General features: G+C 71.8%; 12 protein-coding genes. 7 read left to right on the top strand and 5 right to left on the bottom strand.

Annotated features, from left to right (window positions below; translation table 11 throughout):
* Window positions 1-6: 6 nt before the first annotated feature.
* From ABD346_RS23735 to fabF, 3 genes are all read left to right on the top strand, one after another.
* Window positions 7-1002, top strand: a complete 996-nt coding sequence (locus ABD346_RS23735) for a ketoacyl-ACP synthase III (RefSeq protein WP_344377473.1) — start codon at window positions 7-9, stop codon at window positions 1000-1002.
* Between the two features lie 59 nt (window positions 1003-1061).
* The gene (locus ABD346_RS23730; RefSeq protein ID WP_053730594.1) at window positions 1062-1310 is read left to right on the top strand and encodes an acyl carrier protein; all 249 of its coding nucleotides are present in this window, start codon (window positions 1062-1064) and stop codon (window positions 1308-1310) included.
* Window positions 1311-1388: 78 nt separating this feature from the next.
* On the top strand, window positions 1389-2651 hold the full coding sequence (gene fabF, locus ABD346_RS23725; protein WP_344377471.1) for a beta-ketoacyl-ACP synthase II: 1263 nt from the start codon (window positions 1389-1391) through the stop codon (window positions 2649-2651).
* A 103-nt stretch (window positions 2652-2754) separates the two neighbouring features.
* Here the strand turns inward: fabF and ABD346_RS23720 are convergent, their stop codons facing one another.
* A complete protein-coding gene (locus ABD346_RS23720; RefSeq protein WP_344377470.1) occupies window positions 2755-3249 on the bottom strand; it encodes a DUF3145 domain-containing protein in 495 nt (164 codons plus the stop codon).
* Between the two features lie 326 nt (window positions 3250-3575).
* Between ABD346_RS23720 and ABD346_RS23715 the strand changes: the two genes are divergently transcribed.
* A complete protein-coding gene (locus tag ABD346_RS23715) occupies window positions 3576-4466 on the top strand; it encodes an SGNH/GDSL hydrolase family protein (protein WP_344377469.1) in 891 nt (296 codons plus the stop codon).
* A 279-nt stretch (window positions 4467-4745) separates the two neighbouring features.
* Here the strand turns inward: ABD346_RS23715 and ABD346_RS23710 are convergent, their stop codons facing one another.
* Window positions 4746-7193 carry a glycoside hydrolase family 3 protein gene (locus ABD346_RS23710; RefSeq protein WP_344377468.1) on the bottom strand — a complete coding sequence of 816 codons (2448 nt, stop codon included), beginning with the start codon at window positions 7191-7193 and terminating at the stop codon, window positions 4746-4748.
* Window positions 7194-7341: 148 nt separating this feature from the next.
* Between ABD346_RS23710 and ABD346_RS23705 the strand changes: the two genes are divergently transcribed.
* A complete protein-coding gene (locus ABD346_RS23705) occupies window positions 7342-7947 on the top strand; it encodes a TetR/AcrR family transcriptional regulator (protein ID WP_344377466.1) in 606 nt (201 codons plus the stop codon).
* A gap of 117 nt (window positions 7948-8064) precedes the next feature.
* Window positions 8065-9261: a pyroglutamyl-peptidase I gene (locus ABD346_RS23700; protein WP_344377699.1), complete on the top strand. Its 1197-nt coding sequence runs from the start codon at window positions 8065-8067 to the stop codon at window positions 9259-9261.
* 46 nt (window positions 9262-9307) lie between these two features.
* Here ABD346_RS23700 and ABD346_RS23695 read toward each other — a convergent pair whose 3' ends face one another.
* The 3 genes from ABD346_RS23695 to ABD346_RS23685 form a co-directional block, all read right to left on the bottom strand.
* Entirely contained in the window at window positions 9308-10738 is a 1431-nt protein-coding gene (locus ABD346_RS23695; protein WP_344377465.1) for a PepSY-associated TM helix domain-containing protein, read from the bottom strand.
* A 69-nt stretch (window positions 10739-10807) separates the two neighbouring features.
* Window positions 10808-11515, bottom strand: coding sequence for a hypothetical protein (locus ABD346_RS23690; RefSeq protein ID WP_344377464.1), 708 nt, complete (start codon window positions 11513-11515; stop codon window positions 10808-10810).
* 376 nt (window positions 11516-11891) lie between these two features.
* On the bottom strand, window positions 11892-12749 hold the full coding sequence (locus ABD346_RS23685) for an EI24 domain-containing protein (RefSeq protein WP_344377462.1): 858 nt from the start codon (window positions 12747-12749) through the stop codon (window positions 11892-11894).
* A gap of 127 nt (window positions 12750-12876) precedes the next feature.
* Between ABD346_RS23685 and ABD346_RS23680 the strand changes: the two genes are divergently transcribed.
* Window positions 12877-14070, top strand: coding sequence for a serine hydrolase domain-containing protein (locus tag ABD346_RS23680; RefSeq protein ID WP_344377461.1), 1194 nt, complete (start codon window positions 12877-12879; stop codon window positions 14068-14070).
* Window positions 14071-14078 lie beyond the last annotated feature (8 nt).

The raw sequence follows: 14078 nt of genomic DNA, 5'->3' as shown, positions 1-14078 counted from the left end.
AGAGCCATGTCGAAGATCCGGCCCAGCAAGGGCGCCCCGTACGCGCGCATCATGGGCGTGGGCGGCTACCGTCCCGTGCGCGTGGTGCCCAACGAGGTGATCCTGGAGACGATCGACTCCTCCGACGAGTGGATCCGCTCCCGCTCCGGCATCGCCACCCGCCACTGGGCCTCCCCGGAGGAGACCGTGGCCGCGATGTCGATCGAGGCCTCGGGCAAGGCGATCGCGGATGCCGGCATCTCCGCCGAGCAGATCGGCGGTGTGATCGTCTCCACCGTCTCGCACTTCAAGCAGACCCCGGCCGTGGCCACCGAGATCGCCGACAAGCTGGGCACCGGCAAGGCGGCCGCGTTCGACATCTCGGCCGGCTGCGCGGGCTTCGGCTACGGCCTGACCCTGGCCAAGGGCATGATCGTCGAGGGCTCCGCCGAGTACGTGCTGGTCATCGGCGTGGAGCGGCTCAGCGACCTGACCGACCTCCAGGACCGCGCGACCGCGTTCCTGTTCGGCGACGGCGCGGGCGCGGTCGTCGTGGGTCCCTCCGACGAGCCGGCCATCGGCCCCACCGTCTGGGGTTCCGAGGGCGACAAGTCGGAGACCATCAAGCAGACCGTGCCGTGGACCGAGTACGACAGCTCGGGCAAGTTCCCGGCGATCACGCAGGAGGGCCAGGCGGTCTTCCGCTGGGCCGTGTTCGAGATGGCGAAGGTCGCCCAGCAGGCGCTGGACGCGGCCGGAATCAGCCCGGACGACCTGGATGTCTTCATTCCGCACCAGGCCAACATGCGGATCATCGACTCGATGGTGAAGACTCTCAAGCTGCCGGACCACGTCACGGTCGCCCGTGACGTGGAGACCACCGGCAACACCTCGGCCGCCTCGATCCCGCTCGCAATGGAGCGGCTCCTGGCGACCGGACAGGCGAAGAGCGGCGACACCGCGCTCGTCATCGGCTTCGGGGCGGGTCTCGTGTACGCCGCGACGGTCGTTACCCTCCCCTAGGCACTCCGGATCTTCCGGAAGCCCGTAATTCGAAGCATTAACACCGAAGGAGCGCCAACATGGCCGCCACGCAGGAAGAGATCGTCGAGGGTCTCGCCGAGATCGTCAACGAGATCGCTGGTATCCCGGTCGAGGACGTCCAGCTGGACAAGTCCTTCACCGACGACCTGGACGTCGACTCGCTGTCCATGGTCGAGGTCGTCGTCGCCGCCGAGGAGCGCTTCGACGTCAAGATCCCGGACGAGGACGTCAAGAACCTCAAGACCGTTGGCGACGCCGCCAGCTACATCCTGAAGCACCAGGCCTGATTCAGGACCTGAATTCGGGCTGCCACCCAGCGGTGGCGCCGCTGATTCACGTCCCTTACACACGTGGAGAAACTTCCTGTGAGCTCGACCAATCGCACCGTGGTCGTCACCGGTATCGGCGCAACCACACCGCTGGGTGGCGACACCGCCTCGACCTGGGAAGGTCTGCTGGCGGGACGCTCCGGTGTCCGCCCCCTGGAGGGTGAGCGCTTCGCCGAACTGCCGGTCCGGATCGCGGCCCCGGCCGCGGTGGACCCGAGCGAGGTGCTGCCCCGCCCGCTGGCCCGCAAGCTGGACCGCTCGGCGCAGTTCGCGCTGATCGCGGCCAAGGAGGCCTGGGCGGACGCGGGTTTCTCCGCCCCTGCGGGCGACGAGTCCGGCGTCACTCCGGAGCGGCTCGGCACGGTCATCGCGTCGGGCATCGGCGGCGTCACCACCCTGCTGGACCAGTACGACGTGCTGAAGGAGAAGGGCGTACGCCGCGTCTCCCCGCACACCGTGCCCATGCTCATGCCGAACGGCCCCTCGGCCAACGTCGGCCTTGAGGTGAACGCCCGCGCGGGCGTCCACACCCCCGTCTCCGCGTGCGCCTCGGGTGCCGAGGCCATCGGGTACGCCGTCGAGATGATCCGCACCGGCCGTGCCGATGTCGTGGTCGCCGGCGGCACCGAGGCGGCCATCCACCCGCTGCCCATCGCGGCGTTCGCCAACATGATGGCGATGTCCAAGAACAACGACCACCCCGAGCAGGCCTCGCGCCCCTACGACAAGGCCCGTGACGGCTTCGTCCTGGGCGAGGGCGCCGGCGTGGTGATCCTGGAGTCCGCCGAGCACGCCAAGCAGCGCGGCGCCCGCGTCTACTGCGAGGTGCTCGGCCAGGGCCTCTCGGCCGACAGCCACCACATCGCGCAGCCCGAGCCGACCGGCCGGGGCGTCGCCGCCGCGGTGCAGAACCTGCTCGACTCGACGGACCTGAAGCCGTCCGAGGTGGTCCACCTCAACGCGCACGCCACGTCGACGCCGCAGGGCGACATCGCCGAGATCAAGGCGCTGCGCAAGGTCCTCGGCGACGACCTGGACCACGTGGCGATCTCCGCGACGAAGTCGATGACCGGCCACCTCCTCGGCGGCGCGGGCGGCATCGAGACCGTCGCCACGGTCCTCGCCCTCTACCACCGCACGGCCCCGCCGACCATCAACATCGACGAGCTCGACGAAGAGGTCGACCCGGGCCTGGTGAGCAGCGAGCCCCGCAAGCTCCCCGAGGGTTCGATCTCCGCGATCAACAACTCGTTCGGCTTCGGCGGCCACAACGTGGTGCTCGCCTTCCGCTCGGTCTGAGCGGTCTGCGTACGCGGCTGACGCAGCTCTCCGTACACAGCTGAAAGGGGCCCCACCGTCGGACGGTGGGGCCCTTTCGCGTACGCGGTTCAAAGGGCGCGGTTCAGACGACCTGGTGCAGCCAGCGGACCGGGGCGCCCTCTCCGGCGTAGCGGAAGGACTCCAGCTCGTCGTCCCAGGGCTTGCCGAGGAGCTTGGCGATCTCGGCCTCCAGGTCGGTCTCGCCCTGGAGGGAACGAGCGAGGGCGGCGCGCAGCCGGTCCTCCGGGATCATGATGTCGCCGTGGATGCCGATGACGGCGTGAAAGATGCCGAGGTCGGGCGTGGCGCTGTAGCGCTCGCCCTCCGCCGTCGCACACGGCTCGGCCGTGACCTCGAAGCGCAGCAGGTGCCAGCCCCGCAGCGCGGAGGCGAGTTTGGAGGCGGTGCCGGGTTCGCCCCGCCAGGAGAATTCGGCTCTCCACGTGCCGGGCGATGCGGGCTGGCGGATCCAGTCGAGCTGGACGCGCACCCCCAGGACGCCGGCCACAGCCCATTCGACGTGCGGGCAGAGCGCGCGCGGGGCGGAGTGGACGTAGAGAACTCCACGTGTCGTCACCGGGACCTCCAGTGCGGTTCGAGGTTCGCCTTCCCCAGCGGCCTCGCGCCCCTGCCGTTCCCGGTCAGGACAGCACCTGACATTCTGCCCCTGGGTTCAACAGTAAACAGCATCGGGAGCTAATCTCCTGAAATGGGACAGTATGTGACGTGATGTAATTTACCGGAGTCGTCTGGCGTGGTTCCTCTGGCTGGACGGGCCAAAGCTACCGCGCGGAGCTGTGCCAAGGGTGTCGTAATGTCGGTCGGAGCGCCTTCGAACACCAAGCTTTCACTCGCGAGGACGCCGCGAAAGCCGAACGACCGCCGTACGGAGGGGGACCCGGGATGCAGGACAGCCGCCGGAGCCGTCGCGTCCGTACCACCGCCGCCCTGTTCGCGGCGGGCGCCCTCGCCCTGACCGCCGGCTGCCAGTCCGGCGGCCACGCGACCGCGAGCCCGTCCGCCTCCAGAAAGCCCTCGCCGAGCCCCTCCCCCGCCTGGAACCGCAGCCCGAAGTCGGTGGCCGCGGTGGGCGACTCGATCACCCGCGGCTTCGACGCCTGTACGGTGCTCGCCGACTGCCCGGAGGTCTCCTGGGCGACCGGCAGCGACGCCCAGGTCGACTCGCTCGCGGTCCGCCTCCTGGGACCGGCGGCCCCCGCCAACAGCTGGAACTACGCGAAGACCGGCGCCCGGATGGCCGACCTGCCGGCCCAGATGGACCGGGCCGCGGCCCAGCACCCGGGGTTGGTCACGGTGATGGCGGGCGCGAACGACGCGTGCCGCGAGGATGTGTCGGACATGACACCGGTGAACACGTTCCGCACGGAGTTCGAGGCGTCGCTGAGGCAGCTGCGCGCGGTGTCGCCGAAGTCCCAGGTGTACGTGTCGAGCGTGCCCGACCTGAAACGGCTGTGGTCGACCGGGCGTGGCAGCGCGCTGGGCAAGCAGATCTGGAAGCTGGGCATCTGTCAGTCGATGCTGGCCGACGCGGACGACCTGGGGGCGGTCGCGGCCGAGCGGCGCACCGCGGTGTACGACCGGGTGGTGTCGTACAACAAGGTCCTCAAGGACGTGTGCGCGAAGGACCGCGCCTGCCGTTACGACGGCGGGGCGGTCTTCGACTACGCCTTCGACGGGGACCAGCTGAGCCCCTGGGACTGGTTCCACCCGAGCCGGAACGGGCAGGGGCGGTTGGCGGAGATCGCCTACCGCAAGGTGACGGCGGCCGGCTGACCGGCGGGGGTTGGAACACCCTGGGGCTCCGCCCCAGACCCCGGAGCCACCCCACCCCGCCCCTTCCCTGGACCCGCCGGGGGTTGGGAAGCGGGAAGCCGGTTTCCTGGGGCTCCGCCCCAGACCCCGTTCGCGCCTCAAGGGCGCTCGTCCTCAAATGCCGGACAGGCTGAAATGCCCTGACGCGGGCCAGCACCGTACTGCTAGGGGCGCGGGGAACTGCGCACCGAGTTGCAGCGGGCCCGCGCCCACATGAACCGCACCCCCGCGGAGCGCCCCTCACACCTCCAGCGTCGCGCTGAGGCGGACGTCGTCCAGGGAGTGGCAGGCCCGCACCTCGTACTGGCCCGGGACGAAGCTCCACGCCCCCGCGAGTTCGTCCCAGATCTCGAACGCCCGCCCCCGCAGGGGGATTTCGACCTCGACCGAGTCCCCGGGGGCCGCCGACACCGACGCGAACCCCGCCAGCCAGCGCCGCGGGCGCGACACCGCGTCGGCGACCGGCGCCAGGTAGACCTGGATCGTCTCGCGGCCGGCGCGCGCACCCGTGTTGCGGACCCGGACCTTGGCGTGGGCGGGGGTCGCCTCCAGGGACTCGTACTCCCAGCTCGTGTAGCCGAGGCCGTGACCGAAGGGGTAGGCGGGGGCCACCCCGGCCCGATCGTAGGCGCGGTACCCGATGAACAGGCCTTCCTCGTAAGGGAGTTGACCTTCACAAGGGCGCACCTCGGTGACCGGGGCGTCGGTCAGGCGGGCCGGCCAGGTCGTGGGCAGGCGGCCGCCCGGCTCCTCGTGGCCGAGCAGGACCTCGGCGAGCGCGGCGCCGCCCTCCTGCCCGGGGAACCAGCTGAGCAGCACCGCCGCCACGTCCTCGCGCCACGGGAGTTCCACCGGGGAGCCGGAGTTGACGACCACCACGGTCCGAGGGTTGGCGGCGGCGACGGCGCGGACCAGGTCGTCCTGGCGGCCGGGCAGCCGCAGGTCGCGGCGGTCGAAGCCCTCGGACTCGACGCGGTCGGTGGTGGCGACCACCACCACGGCGAGCTCGGCCGCCCGCGCGGCCTCGACGGCCTCGGCGATCAGCTCGTCGGCGTCGCGCTGCGGCCCGAGGTGGGTGAGCGAGAACATCACGGCGGTGAGCGGGGCGTCGGCGCTCTTGTGCACGGTGTGGCGGAGGGACACCTCTACGGGTACGCCCTCGGTCAGCTGGGCGCGGCCGCGTTCGGCGGGGGCGCCGAAGAACGCCTCGAACGGGTCGGCGCCGTCGCGCATCGACTGCGTGCCGTCCCACAGCAGGCGACCGTCGACGGTGAGCGTGTACGCGCCGATGCCCCGCGTGCCGAAGGTGTGCTCGCCGCTCTCGCGCGGGGTGAAGGTGCCGGTGACCTCGACGGAGTGCAGCGCGTCGTGGGTCACCCCGGCGGGCAGGTCGTCGCCGATCCACTGCACCTGCCCGTTGGGGAGCGACCCCGTACCGAGCACGTTGCCGGCGGTGTCGCGGCAGACGGCGCGGAGCTCGAACCCCTGGTCCGCGGGGGCGAGTTCGTCGCTGGGGTCGGCGCCGACCGTGTACGTCAGCGCGCCCTCGGGCAGGGCCGCGGTGAGCCCGATGAGCGGGGAGACGACGCGTTCGGGGAAGACGGTCGCCGAACCGCCGCCCAGGACGCGGGCGTCGCGTGCGGCGGCGCCGATCAGCGCCACCTTGCGGACGCGGGCCGGGTCGATGGGCAGCGCGTCGCGTTCGTTGCGTACGAGGACGAAGGCGCGGCGGGCCACCTCGCGGGCCAGGGCCTGGCCGTCGACGGCGGCGGGGAGTTCGGTGACGGCGCCTTCGACACCGTCGAGGATGCCGACGCGGGCGGCGAGCCGCAGCACATTGCGTACCGCGTCGTCGACGACCGCCTCGTCCACGTCACCCTTGCGGACGGCGGCGGCCAGCGCCTCGCCGTACACGGTCCTCGGGCCCGGCATGGCGACGTCGAGCCCGCCGAGGATGGCCCCGGCGGTGGAGCGGGCGGCCATCCAGTCGGACACGATGAACCCGTCGAAGCCCCACTCGCCGCGCAGGACCTCGTTCTGGAGGTAGCGGTGCTCGGTCATCGTCGTGCCGTTGACCTGGTTGTACGCGGCCATGATGCCCCAGGGGTGGGCGTTTTCGACGATGGCCTCGAAGGGGGCGAGGTAGAGCTCGCGCAGCGGGCGCGGGGCCACGACGTTGTCGACGGTGAAGCGGTCGGTCTCGGCGTCGTTGGCGACGAAGTGCTTGACGGTGGTGCCGACGCCGCCGCCCTGGACGCCGCCCACATAGCCGGAGGCGATCTCGCCGGTGAGGTAGGGGTCCTCGGAGTAGCACTCGAAGTGCCGGCCGCCGAGCGGTGAGCGGTGCAGGTTCACGGTGGGTGCGAGCAGCACGTGGACGCCCTTGCGGCGGGCTTCCTGGGCGAGCAGTGTGCCGGCCCGGCGGGCAAGGGCCGGGTCCCAGGTGGCGGCGAGCGCGGTCGGGGACGGCAGCGCGATCGAGGGGTCGTCGGCGGTCCAGCGGACCCCGCGCACCCCGATCGGGCCGTCGGACATCACGAGCGAGCCGAGCCCGATCTCCGGCAGTGCGGGCAGCGACCACATGTCCTGCCCGGCGAGCAGCCGGGCCTTGGCCTCCAGATCGAGCTTGCCGAGGGCCGTCTCGACGGCCTCGCTGTAGTCGGGGGTGGAAACGGGTGCGCCTGCCACGGCCGTACCTCCTCGTAGAAGTCCGCTGGTGGGACCATGGTGACCGGTTTACCTGTAGAACGGTAGGGTTAGTTATCTGTCCGTGACAATCGAATGCCGTACGGTCCTCTCGGATACACCGACGGACCGGCACGGAGCGGGGGCAGACATGGCGAGAACCAGGAGCGCCAGAAGCGAGGAGCGGCGCGCGGACATTCTCCGCGCCGCCCTGGAGGTCATCGCGGAGCGCGGCTACCGGGGCGCGTCCCTCGGCGCGGTCGCCGAGCGCGTGGGCCTCACCCAGCAGGGACTACTGCACTACTTCCCCACCAAGGAGGCCCTGCTCGTCGCCGTCCTGGAGGAGCGGGACCAGTGGGACACCGGCGGGCGGCGGAGCTCCGCCGACGGCTGGCGCCTGGAACTGCTCGCCTCCCTGGTCGAGTACAACGCGATGCGGCCCGGCATCGTCCAGACGTTCTCGGCGCTGCTCGGCGAATCGGTGACCGACGAGCACCCGGCCCGCCCCTTCTTCACCCGCCGCTACGCGCAGGTGCGCGAGGAGATGACGGACGTGCTGCGCGCCGAGTTCGGCGACCGGCTGCCCGGCGGGCTCACCCCGGAGCACGCGGCTCCGCTGCTCGTCGCGGTGATGGACGGCCTCCAGTTCCAGTGGCTGCTCGACCCGGAATCGGTCGACATGGCAGCCTCCTTCCAGGACTTCGTGGCGCTGCTCGGGATCCCGGACGGAGCAGGCGCGGCCGACGGCGCCTCATAAGTCCCTCTATCCACACAGGACTTCCTTGCGAATACTGGGCGCGACCGGTCTTCGACGGAAGGATCTGTGGTGCGACGACGTGTACGGGTGGCGCGGCTCGGGTGCGTGCTCGCGGCGATGACGTTCTGTACGGTGCTCGGCCCGGCCCCCGCGCAGGCTGCGACCGCGCCCCGGCAGGCCACCGTCGAGGAGCAGCGTCTCGACGAGGCGGTGCCGAAGGAGATCCTGGCCCGCAGTGGATTCGCGGACGTGGCACCGGAGTTCACGCACAAGCTCGCGGCCACGCGGTCGTACGGTGCGGCCGAGCGGCTGGTCGAGCGGGAGGGGACGCGGCTGTGGAAGCGGGCGGTGGACCGGGTGCAGGGCCGGGGCCCGGCGGGCGGCGACCTCAGCCGCGACGACGACCGACCGCTGTACTGGGCCCGGCTCGGCCTCACCCGTGAACTCCGGCTCTGGCAACCGGAGTTCGGCCTCTCGGAGGCGGACCGCAGCAAGCTGATGGACCGTCTGGAGCAGACCTCGCGCGGTCAGAGCACCGTCGACTATCCCGAGGGCAAGGGCTTCAAGAAGATCCTGCTGACCGGCTTCGACCCGTTCACCCTTGACCGCGACATCCGGATCAGCAACCCGTCGGGGGCGACCGCGCTGGCCCTGGACGGCACCTGGATCCGTACCGCCGACGGTGAACTCGCGCGCATCGAGACGGTGACCTTCCCGGTGCGCTGGCAGGACTTCGCGGACGGCGTGGTCGAGAAGGCGCTCGCTCCGGTGCTGCCGAAGGTGGACGCGTTCACGACGGTGAGCCAGGGCCGGGTCGGCCGCATCGACGTCGAGCGGTTCAACGGGGCCTGGCGGGGCGGCTTCCCGGACAACGACAACGCGTCGAGCACCGGGCAGGTCCCGGTGAGCGACCCGGCGACGCAGCCGCAGTGGACGGCGACTTCCCTGCCGTACAAGGACATTGTGGCGGCGAACACCGGCCGCTTCCCGGTGTACGACCACACCGACGTGACGGAGATACCGGCCGGTGCGACGGGCCCGGTGGACCGCCCGGACGGGCCGACCCCGGGCTCGGCCGCGCGGGCCGGGGGCGGCGGCGACTACCTCTCGAACGAGATCGCCTACCGGGCCACCCTGCTCCGCGACCGCCTGGGCCTGAGCATTCCGGGCGGCCATGTGCACACCCCGGTCCTGCAGTTCGGGCCGGGCAACACGGACCCGGCGACGGGCACGGTGACAGACCCTCAGTTCGTACGCAACCGGCTCGACATCGTGGCGCAGATGAAGGCGATCGTGCGGGTGGCGGCGGAGTAGCCCCGAAGGGCCCGCACGGATCAACTCCGTGCGGGCCCAAGGGTGTTCAGGATGCCTTGACGACTCTGCGACGGAGGCCGAGCAGCGCGTCGACGGCAAGGAACGCGAGCAGGCTGAGCCCGAGGAGCGGGACGAACCAGCCGACCAGCGCCGTCACCGCCGCGAGCGGGAGCAGCACCGGCAGCGGCACCTTGCGCCAGGCGCCCCGCGGCTGCGGGCGGCCGACGCCGAGCGCGCGCCCCTTGGTGGGCCGGCGCTGCCACCACATGCGGTAGCCCCAGACGATGAGCGCCATCAGCGCCACGGCGAGGACGGCCAGGGCGAGCTGGTTGGGCAGGCCCAGGAAGACGCCCATGTGCGCGTCGATGCCGAACCGGGTCAGCTGGGCGAGGACCGGATAGTCGGAGAAGCGCAGCACGTCCATGACCTTGCCGTCGGCGGGGTCGATGGCCACCGAGTCGAGGTGCACGGGGAACTCGGTGTCGCGCTCGCGCACGACGAAGCCCTTCCCCGCGGTGGGCAGGCTGATCTGAATGCTGGCCCGCACGCCCTGTTCGCGGGCGGTGTCGGCGACCTGGTCGAGGGTGAGAGCGGAGGGCGCGGAGGGCGGCATCACCATGCCCTCGTGGTGCTCGTGGCCCCCGCTCATGCCGCCCGCGGTGGCCGCCGCGACGGTGGGGGTGGCGCCGCCGAGCCGGTCCTTGAGGTCGGCGATGTTCTCGCCCGCGTACCGCGACCAGGTGAGGCCGGTGGCGGACAGCAGCACCAGGCCGACCACCGCCCACAGACCGACCGAGCCGTGCCAGGACAGGGTGCGGCGGCGGCCGGTGAGCCCGCGCTCGGGCCGCAGAAGTCGGGCCCGCCTGCGCCGTCCGACCCACAGCGCGACCCCGCCGAGGGCGACGACCCAGAGCCAGCTGGCCGCCAGCTCGCTGTAGTTGCGGCCCAACTCGCCGAGCTTGAGGTCGGCGTGGAAGGAGGAGAGCCAACTGCGCAGCGGCAGCGCGCCGGAGCTTCCCGTGCTGGCGAGGGCACCGCGTACGTCATTCGTGTACGGGTCCACGAAGACGGCGAGGGACTCGTCCTCGGCGAGACCCGGGGCCTTCATGAGGACGCGGGTGGTGGCGCCTTCCTCGGGCGAGGGCCAGACGGCCGTCACATGGCCCTCGGGGTGGGCGGCCTTCGCGGCGGCGACCTGCGCGGTGAGCGGCTGCGTCGCGTGGCCCACGGGGACCCGCAGTTCGTGCCGGTACAGGACGTTCTCGGCCTGGAAGGACAGCGCGTAGAGGAGGCCGGTGACGGCGGCCAGGAAGAGGAGCGGGGCGATCAGCACGCCCGCGTAGAAGTGCAGTCGCAGGAGGAGGGGGCGAAGTGCGGCCCAGGTGGAAGGCCGTGGGGTGGTGGGGGATGCGGCTTCCCGCGATGAGGTGTCGCTTGGGGCGTCGCTTGGGATATCGCTTGGGGTGTCGACAGACATGAGGATCCTGAATCCTGACGATCGGCGTGGGCATGGGTGCAGGGACCCCTGGCCACGCCCCGCGCCGGATCAGGCGAGGGCGGGTCGGCCGGGGGCCGTGGCTCGGGTGAGACCCCGGCCCGGCGGACCCCGCCGGATGAAGGCATGACTGTGCACCGCGCCGCGCAGCCGCGGGCGCGGGCGGTGATGAGGGCGCGGCCTGCGTACGGGGCGCGGCGGCGCGGGCACGCAGGTGCGTACGAGAGCGAGGGCGCGGCGCAGCGGCCGGGCGGCGAGGACGCCGAGTGCGCCGACGGCCCGGGCGAGCCGGAACGCGGCGGCCTCGCCGCGCCAGAGCCAGATGCCGCAGATCAGGGCGGCGAGGAGGTGGGCGGCGAGCATGCCTGCGGACATGGTGTGGGCGGCGGCGTCCATGGCCATGGCGTGCGCCTGGCCGGCGGCCCCGGCCATGGAGTCCATGCCCGCCATACCGGCCATGTCTGCCATACCAGGCATGTCGTGCATCGCCTGGCCGTCGGGCGGGTCCGGCATGAGGTGGGCGTACCGGGCGCCGCATGTCATGGTCGGCATGGGCGTGGGCACGGGGTCCGACGCGGTGGCCATCCCGGTCATCGGCTGGGTCTTGGCGAAGAGAACGTGCAGCGCACCCTGGGCGGCGACCTGGCCACCGGCGATGGCGGCGATCCCGCGCTGCCGCCCGGCGGCACACCAGGCGAGGGCGGCCGTCGCGGCGAAGGCGGCGAGGAGCACGGGCAGCGGAATGTCATGCCCAGACATGGACGAATGCCCCACAGCAGCCAAAGCGACGCACAACGCCGCGAACATCGCGGCCCGCAGGGTGCGCAGGGGCGACCGGGGATTCGTCATGACGGCCAGATCATGCCATTTGCGCACGTGAGCGCGGCAATCGGGGGTGTCCGGCCCCAGCAGGGCACAGTGCGGGCACCTCTGGGCTGCCCGCCCCCTCCACCCGCGGACCGCGCACGGCTGCTCGCGCAGTTCCCCGCGCCCCTGGCAGGACAGGTGCCGGCCAGAATCGGCATCATTGGCCCGTCATGGGGGTCCCCCCTGGCCCTTGAGGCCTTGGGGGAATTTGAGGACGAGCGCCCTCAAGGCGCGATACGGGGTCTGGGGCGGAGCCCCAGAAGCACTTTCACCCCCGGAGGGTCTCGGGAAGGGGCGGGGTGGGGGAACCACCGGCCCCGCCCCCCGGCGCGGACGTGTTCGCTTCGCCGTCGCCACCGGAATCGGCATCGGCATCGGCATCCGCCGACTCGCCCAGCAGATCCCGCACCATCAGCGTCGCCCCCGCCACAGCGCCCGGCATCAGGAACACCGCGACCAGCGGGATCGCGAAGGCGAGGGCAAGCGGCACGCCGAAGCCCAGGACCAGCAGGCGGCGGGAGCGCAACAGGGCGAGGCGGGGGCGCAGTTCCATGCCGCGGCGCTGGAGGGCGACCGCGGTCAACTCCTCCGCGAGGAAGAAACCGGTGACGCAGAAGCCGATCGCCGGGATCACGCTCTGGCCGATCACCGGGACGAAGCCGAGGCCGAAGAGCAGGATGCCGTAGAACGCGACCCTGACCAGGATGCGCAGCGAGTCGCGGGCGGAGATCCACAGTTCGCGCCAGAGCGGCAGGCCCGACTCGGGGGCCCGGCCGCCGCTCTCGGCCCGGTCGACGTCGCCGGACAGCTTCTCGTAGAAGGGCTGGCCGACGAGCAGGGTCACCGCGGTGAAGGAGATCACCGCGAGGAACAGGCCGAGCGCGAAGACCAGCGCGGTGAGAAAGCCGCGGAACAGGCCGAGCCAGGGCGAGGACCAGCCGTCGGCGAAGGGTGTCGCCCAGCCGACGAAGTCGTCGGCGCCGTAGGCGAGTCCGACCAGTGCGCCGACGTACATCACCAGGGTGATGAGGCCGGGCAGCAGCCCTGTGCCCAGCGATCTGCCGTGCCCGGCGGCCCATCGCTGCCCCTTGACCAGATATCCGAAGCCCGCCCCTAGATCGCGCATGGCACCGACCCTATCCGGCCGCCACGGAGTCGAATCAAGCCGCCTATAAATTTTTCAGCGCTGCGGGAATGAAGGCGCTAACCCATAGGTTGTGCCCGTCAACAGCAACGATCCCGGGGGGACTTCAATGTCGACCATCATCAGCACCGACATCAGCGCCGAGACCGAGGCCACGGCCGCCGCCTCCGTGCAGGGCACCGTCGCCGAGGGCTACGAAAGCGTGCGCGAGGAGTTCGCGGCGTTCGTGGCCGGCGAGGAGCACGATCCGGCCGCCCAGCTCGCCGCGTACAAGAACGGCCGTCTCGTCGTGGACCTGTGGTCCGGTGACGTCGCCGGGGACTCGCTGACCGGCGTCTTCTCCACCACCAAGGGCGCCGCCCACCTCGTGGTGGCGCTGCTCGTCCAGGACGGCGTACTCGACCTGGACCGCGAAGTCGCGCACTACTGGCCCGAGTTCGCTGCCGGGGGCAAGGGCGCGGTGACCCTGCGCCAGCTCATCTCGCACCGCGCCGGCGTCATCGGCCCGGACGACGGCTTCAGCCCCGAGGAGCTGGCCGACGACCGTGTGATCGCCGAACGGCTCGCGGGCCGGCGGCCGTTCTGGCAGCCGGGCGAGGGCCACGGCTACCACGCCCTGTCGATCGGCGCGCTCACCGGCGAGGTGGTGCGGCGGGCGACCGGCCGTACCGTCCAGGAGATCTTCGAGGAGCGCGTGCGCGCCCCGTACGGCCTGGACTTCTTCCTCGGCCTGCCCGAGGCCGAGCGGGCCCGCTACCGCGATGTGCTGCCCATGCTCCCGACGCCCGAGCAGCAGGCCGTCCTCGCCGCTAGCCCGAACGGCCGCTACAACCGCCTGGCGATCGCGTTCAACACCAGCGCCGACCCGTCCTTCGACCTGGTCGCCTTCGCGAACTCGTCCGCCTCGCTCACCAAGAGCCCCGCCTCCGTGGGCGGTTCGGGCAGCGCGCGCGGCATCGCCGGGATGTACGCGGCGGTCCTCGGCGACTTCAACGGGCACGGCCCGCTTCTGAAGCCGGAGACGGTCGGCGAGTTCAGCCGCATCCACTCGCACGGCACGGACCTGGTCCTGGGCGGCCCGTCCGCCTTCGGCCTCGGCTTCGAGGCGCTCGGCGTCTCCTACCCGTCGCTGGGCGCGGACACCTTCGGGCACAGCGGCGCCGCGGGCTCCCTCGCCTTCGGCGACCCGCGCTCGGGCCTCGCGTACGGCTACACGCGGCGCCGGTTCGCCTTCCCGGGCGGCGCCGCCCCGGAGAACGTGCAGCTGTCGCGCGCGGTCTACGACGCGGCGATCGCCGAGTAGGGCGCATG

The organism is Streptomyces mauvecolor (assembly GCF_039532965.1).
Lineage (GTDB): Bacteria > Actinomycetota > Actinomycetes > Streptomycetales > Streptomycetaceae > Streptomyces > Streptomyces violascens.
This window is presented reverse-complemented; position numbering and strand designations above follow the sequence as displayed.

Coding starts and splice junctions, on each gene's coding strand:
- ABD346_RS23705 (WP_344377466.1), top strand. CDS start 7,342: ATGGCGAGAACCAGGAGCGCCAGAAGCGAGGAGCGGCGCGCGGACATT.
- ABD346_RS23735 (WP_344377473.1), top strand. CDS start 7: ATGTCGAAGATCCGGCCCAGCAAGGGCGCCCCGTACGCGCGCATCATG.
- ABD346_RS23690 (WP_344377464.1), bottom strand. CDS start 11,515: ATGTCTGGGCATGACATTCCGCTGCCCGTGCTCCTCGCCGCCTTCGCC.
- ABD346_RS23700 (WP_344377699.1), top strand. CDS start 8,065: ATGACGTTCTGTACGGTGCTCGGCCCGGCCCCCGCGCAGGCTGCGACC.
- ABD346_RS23685 (WP_344377462.1), bottom strand. CDS start 12,749: ATGCGCGATCTAGGGGCGGGCTTCGGATATCTGGTCAAGGGGCAGCGA.
- ABD346_RS23695 (WP_344377465.1), bottom strand. CDS start 10,738: ATGTCTGTCGACACCCCAAGCGATATCCCAAGCGACGCCCCAAGCGAC.
- ABD346_RS23680 (WP_344377461.1), top strand. CDS start 12,877: ATGTCGACCATCATCAGCACCGACATCAGCGCCGAGACCGAGGCCACG.
- ABD346_RS23730 (WP_053730594.1), top strand. CDS start 1,062: ATGGCCGCCACGCAGGAAGAGATCGTCGAGGGTCTCGCCGAGATCGTC.
- ABD346_RS23715 (WP_344377469.1), top strand. CDS start 3,576: ATGCAGGACAGCCGCCGGAGCCGTCGCGTCCGTACCACCGCCGCCCTG.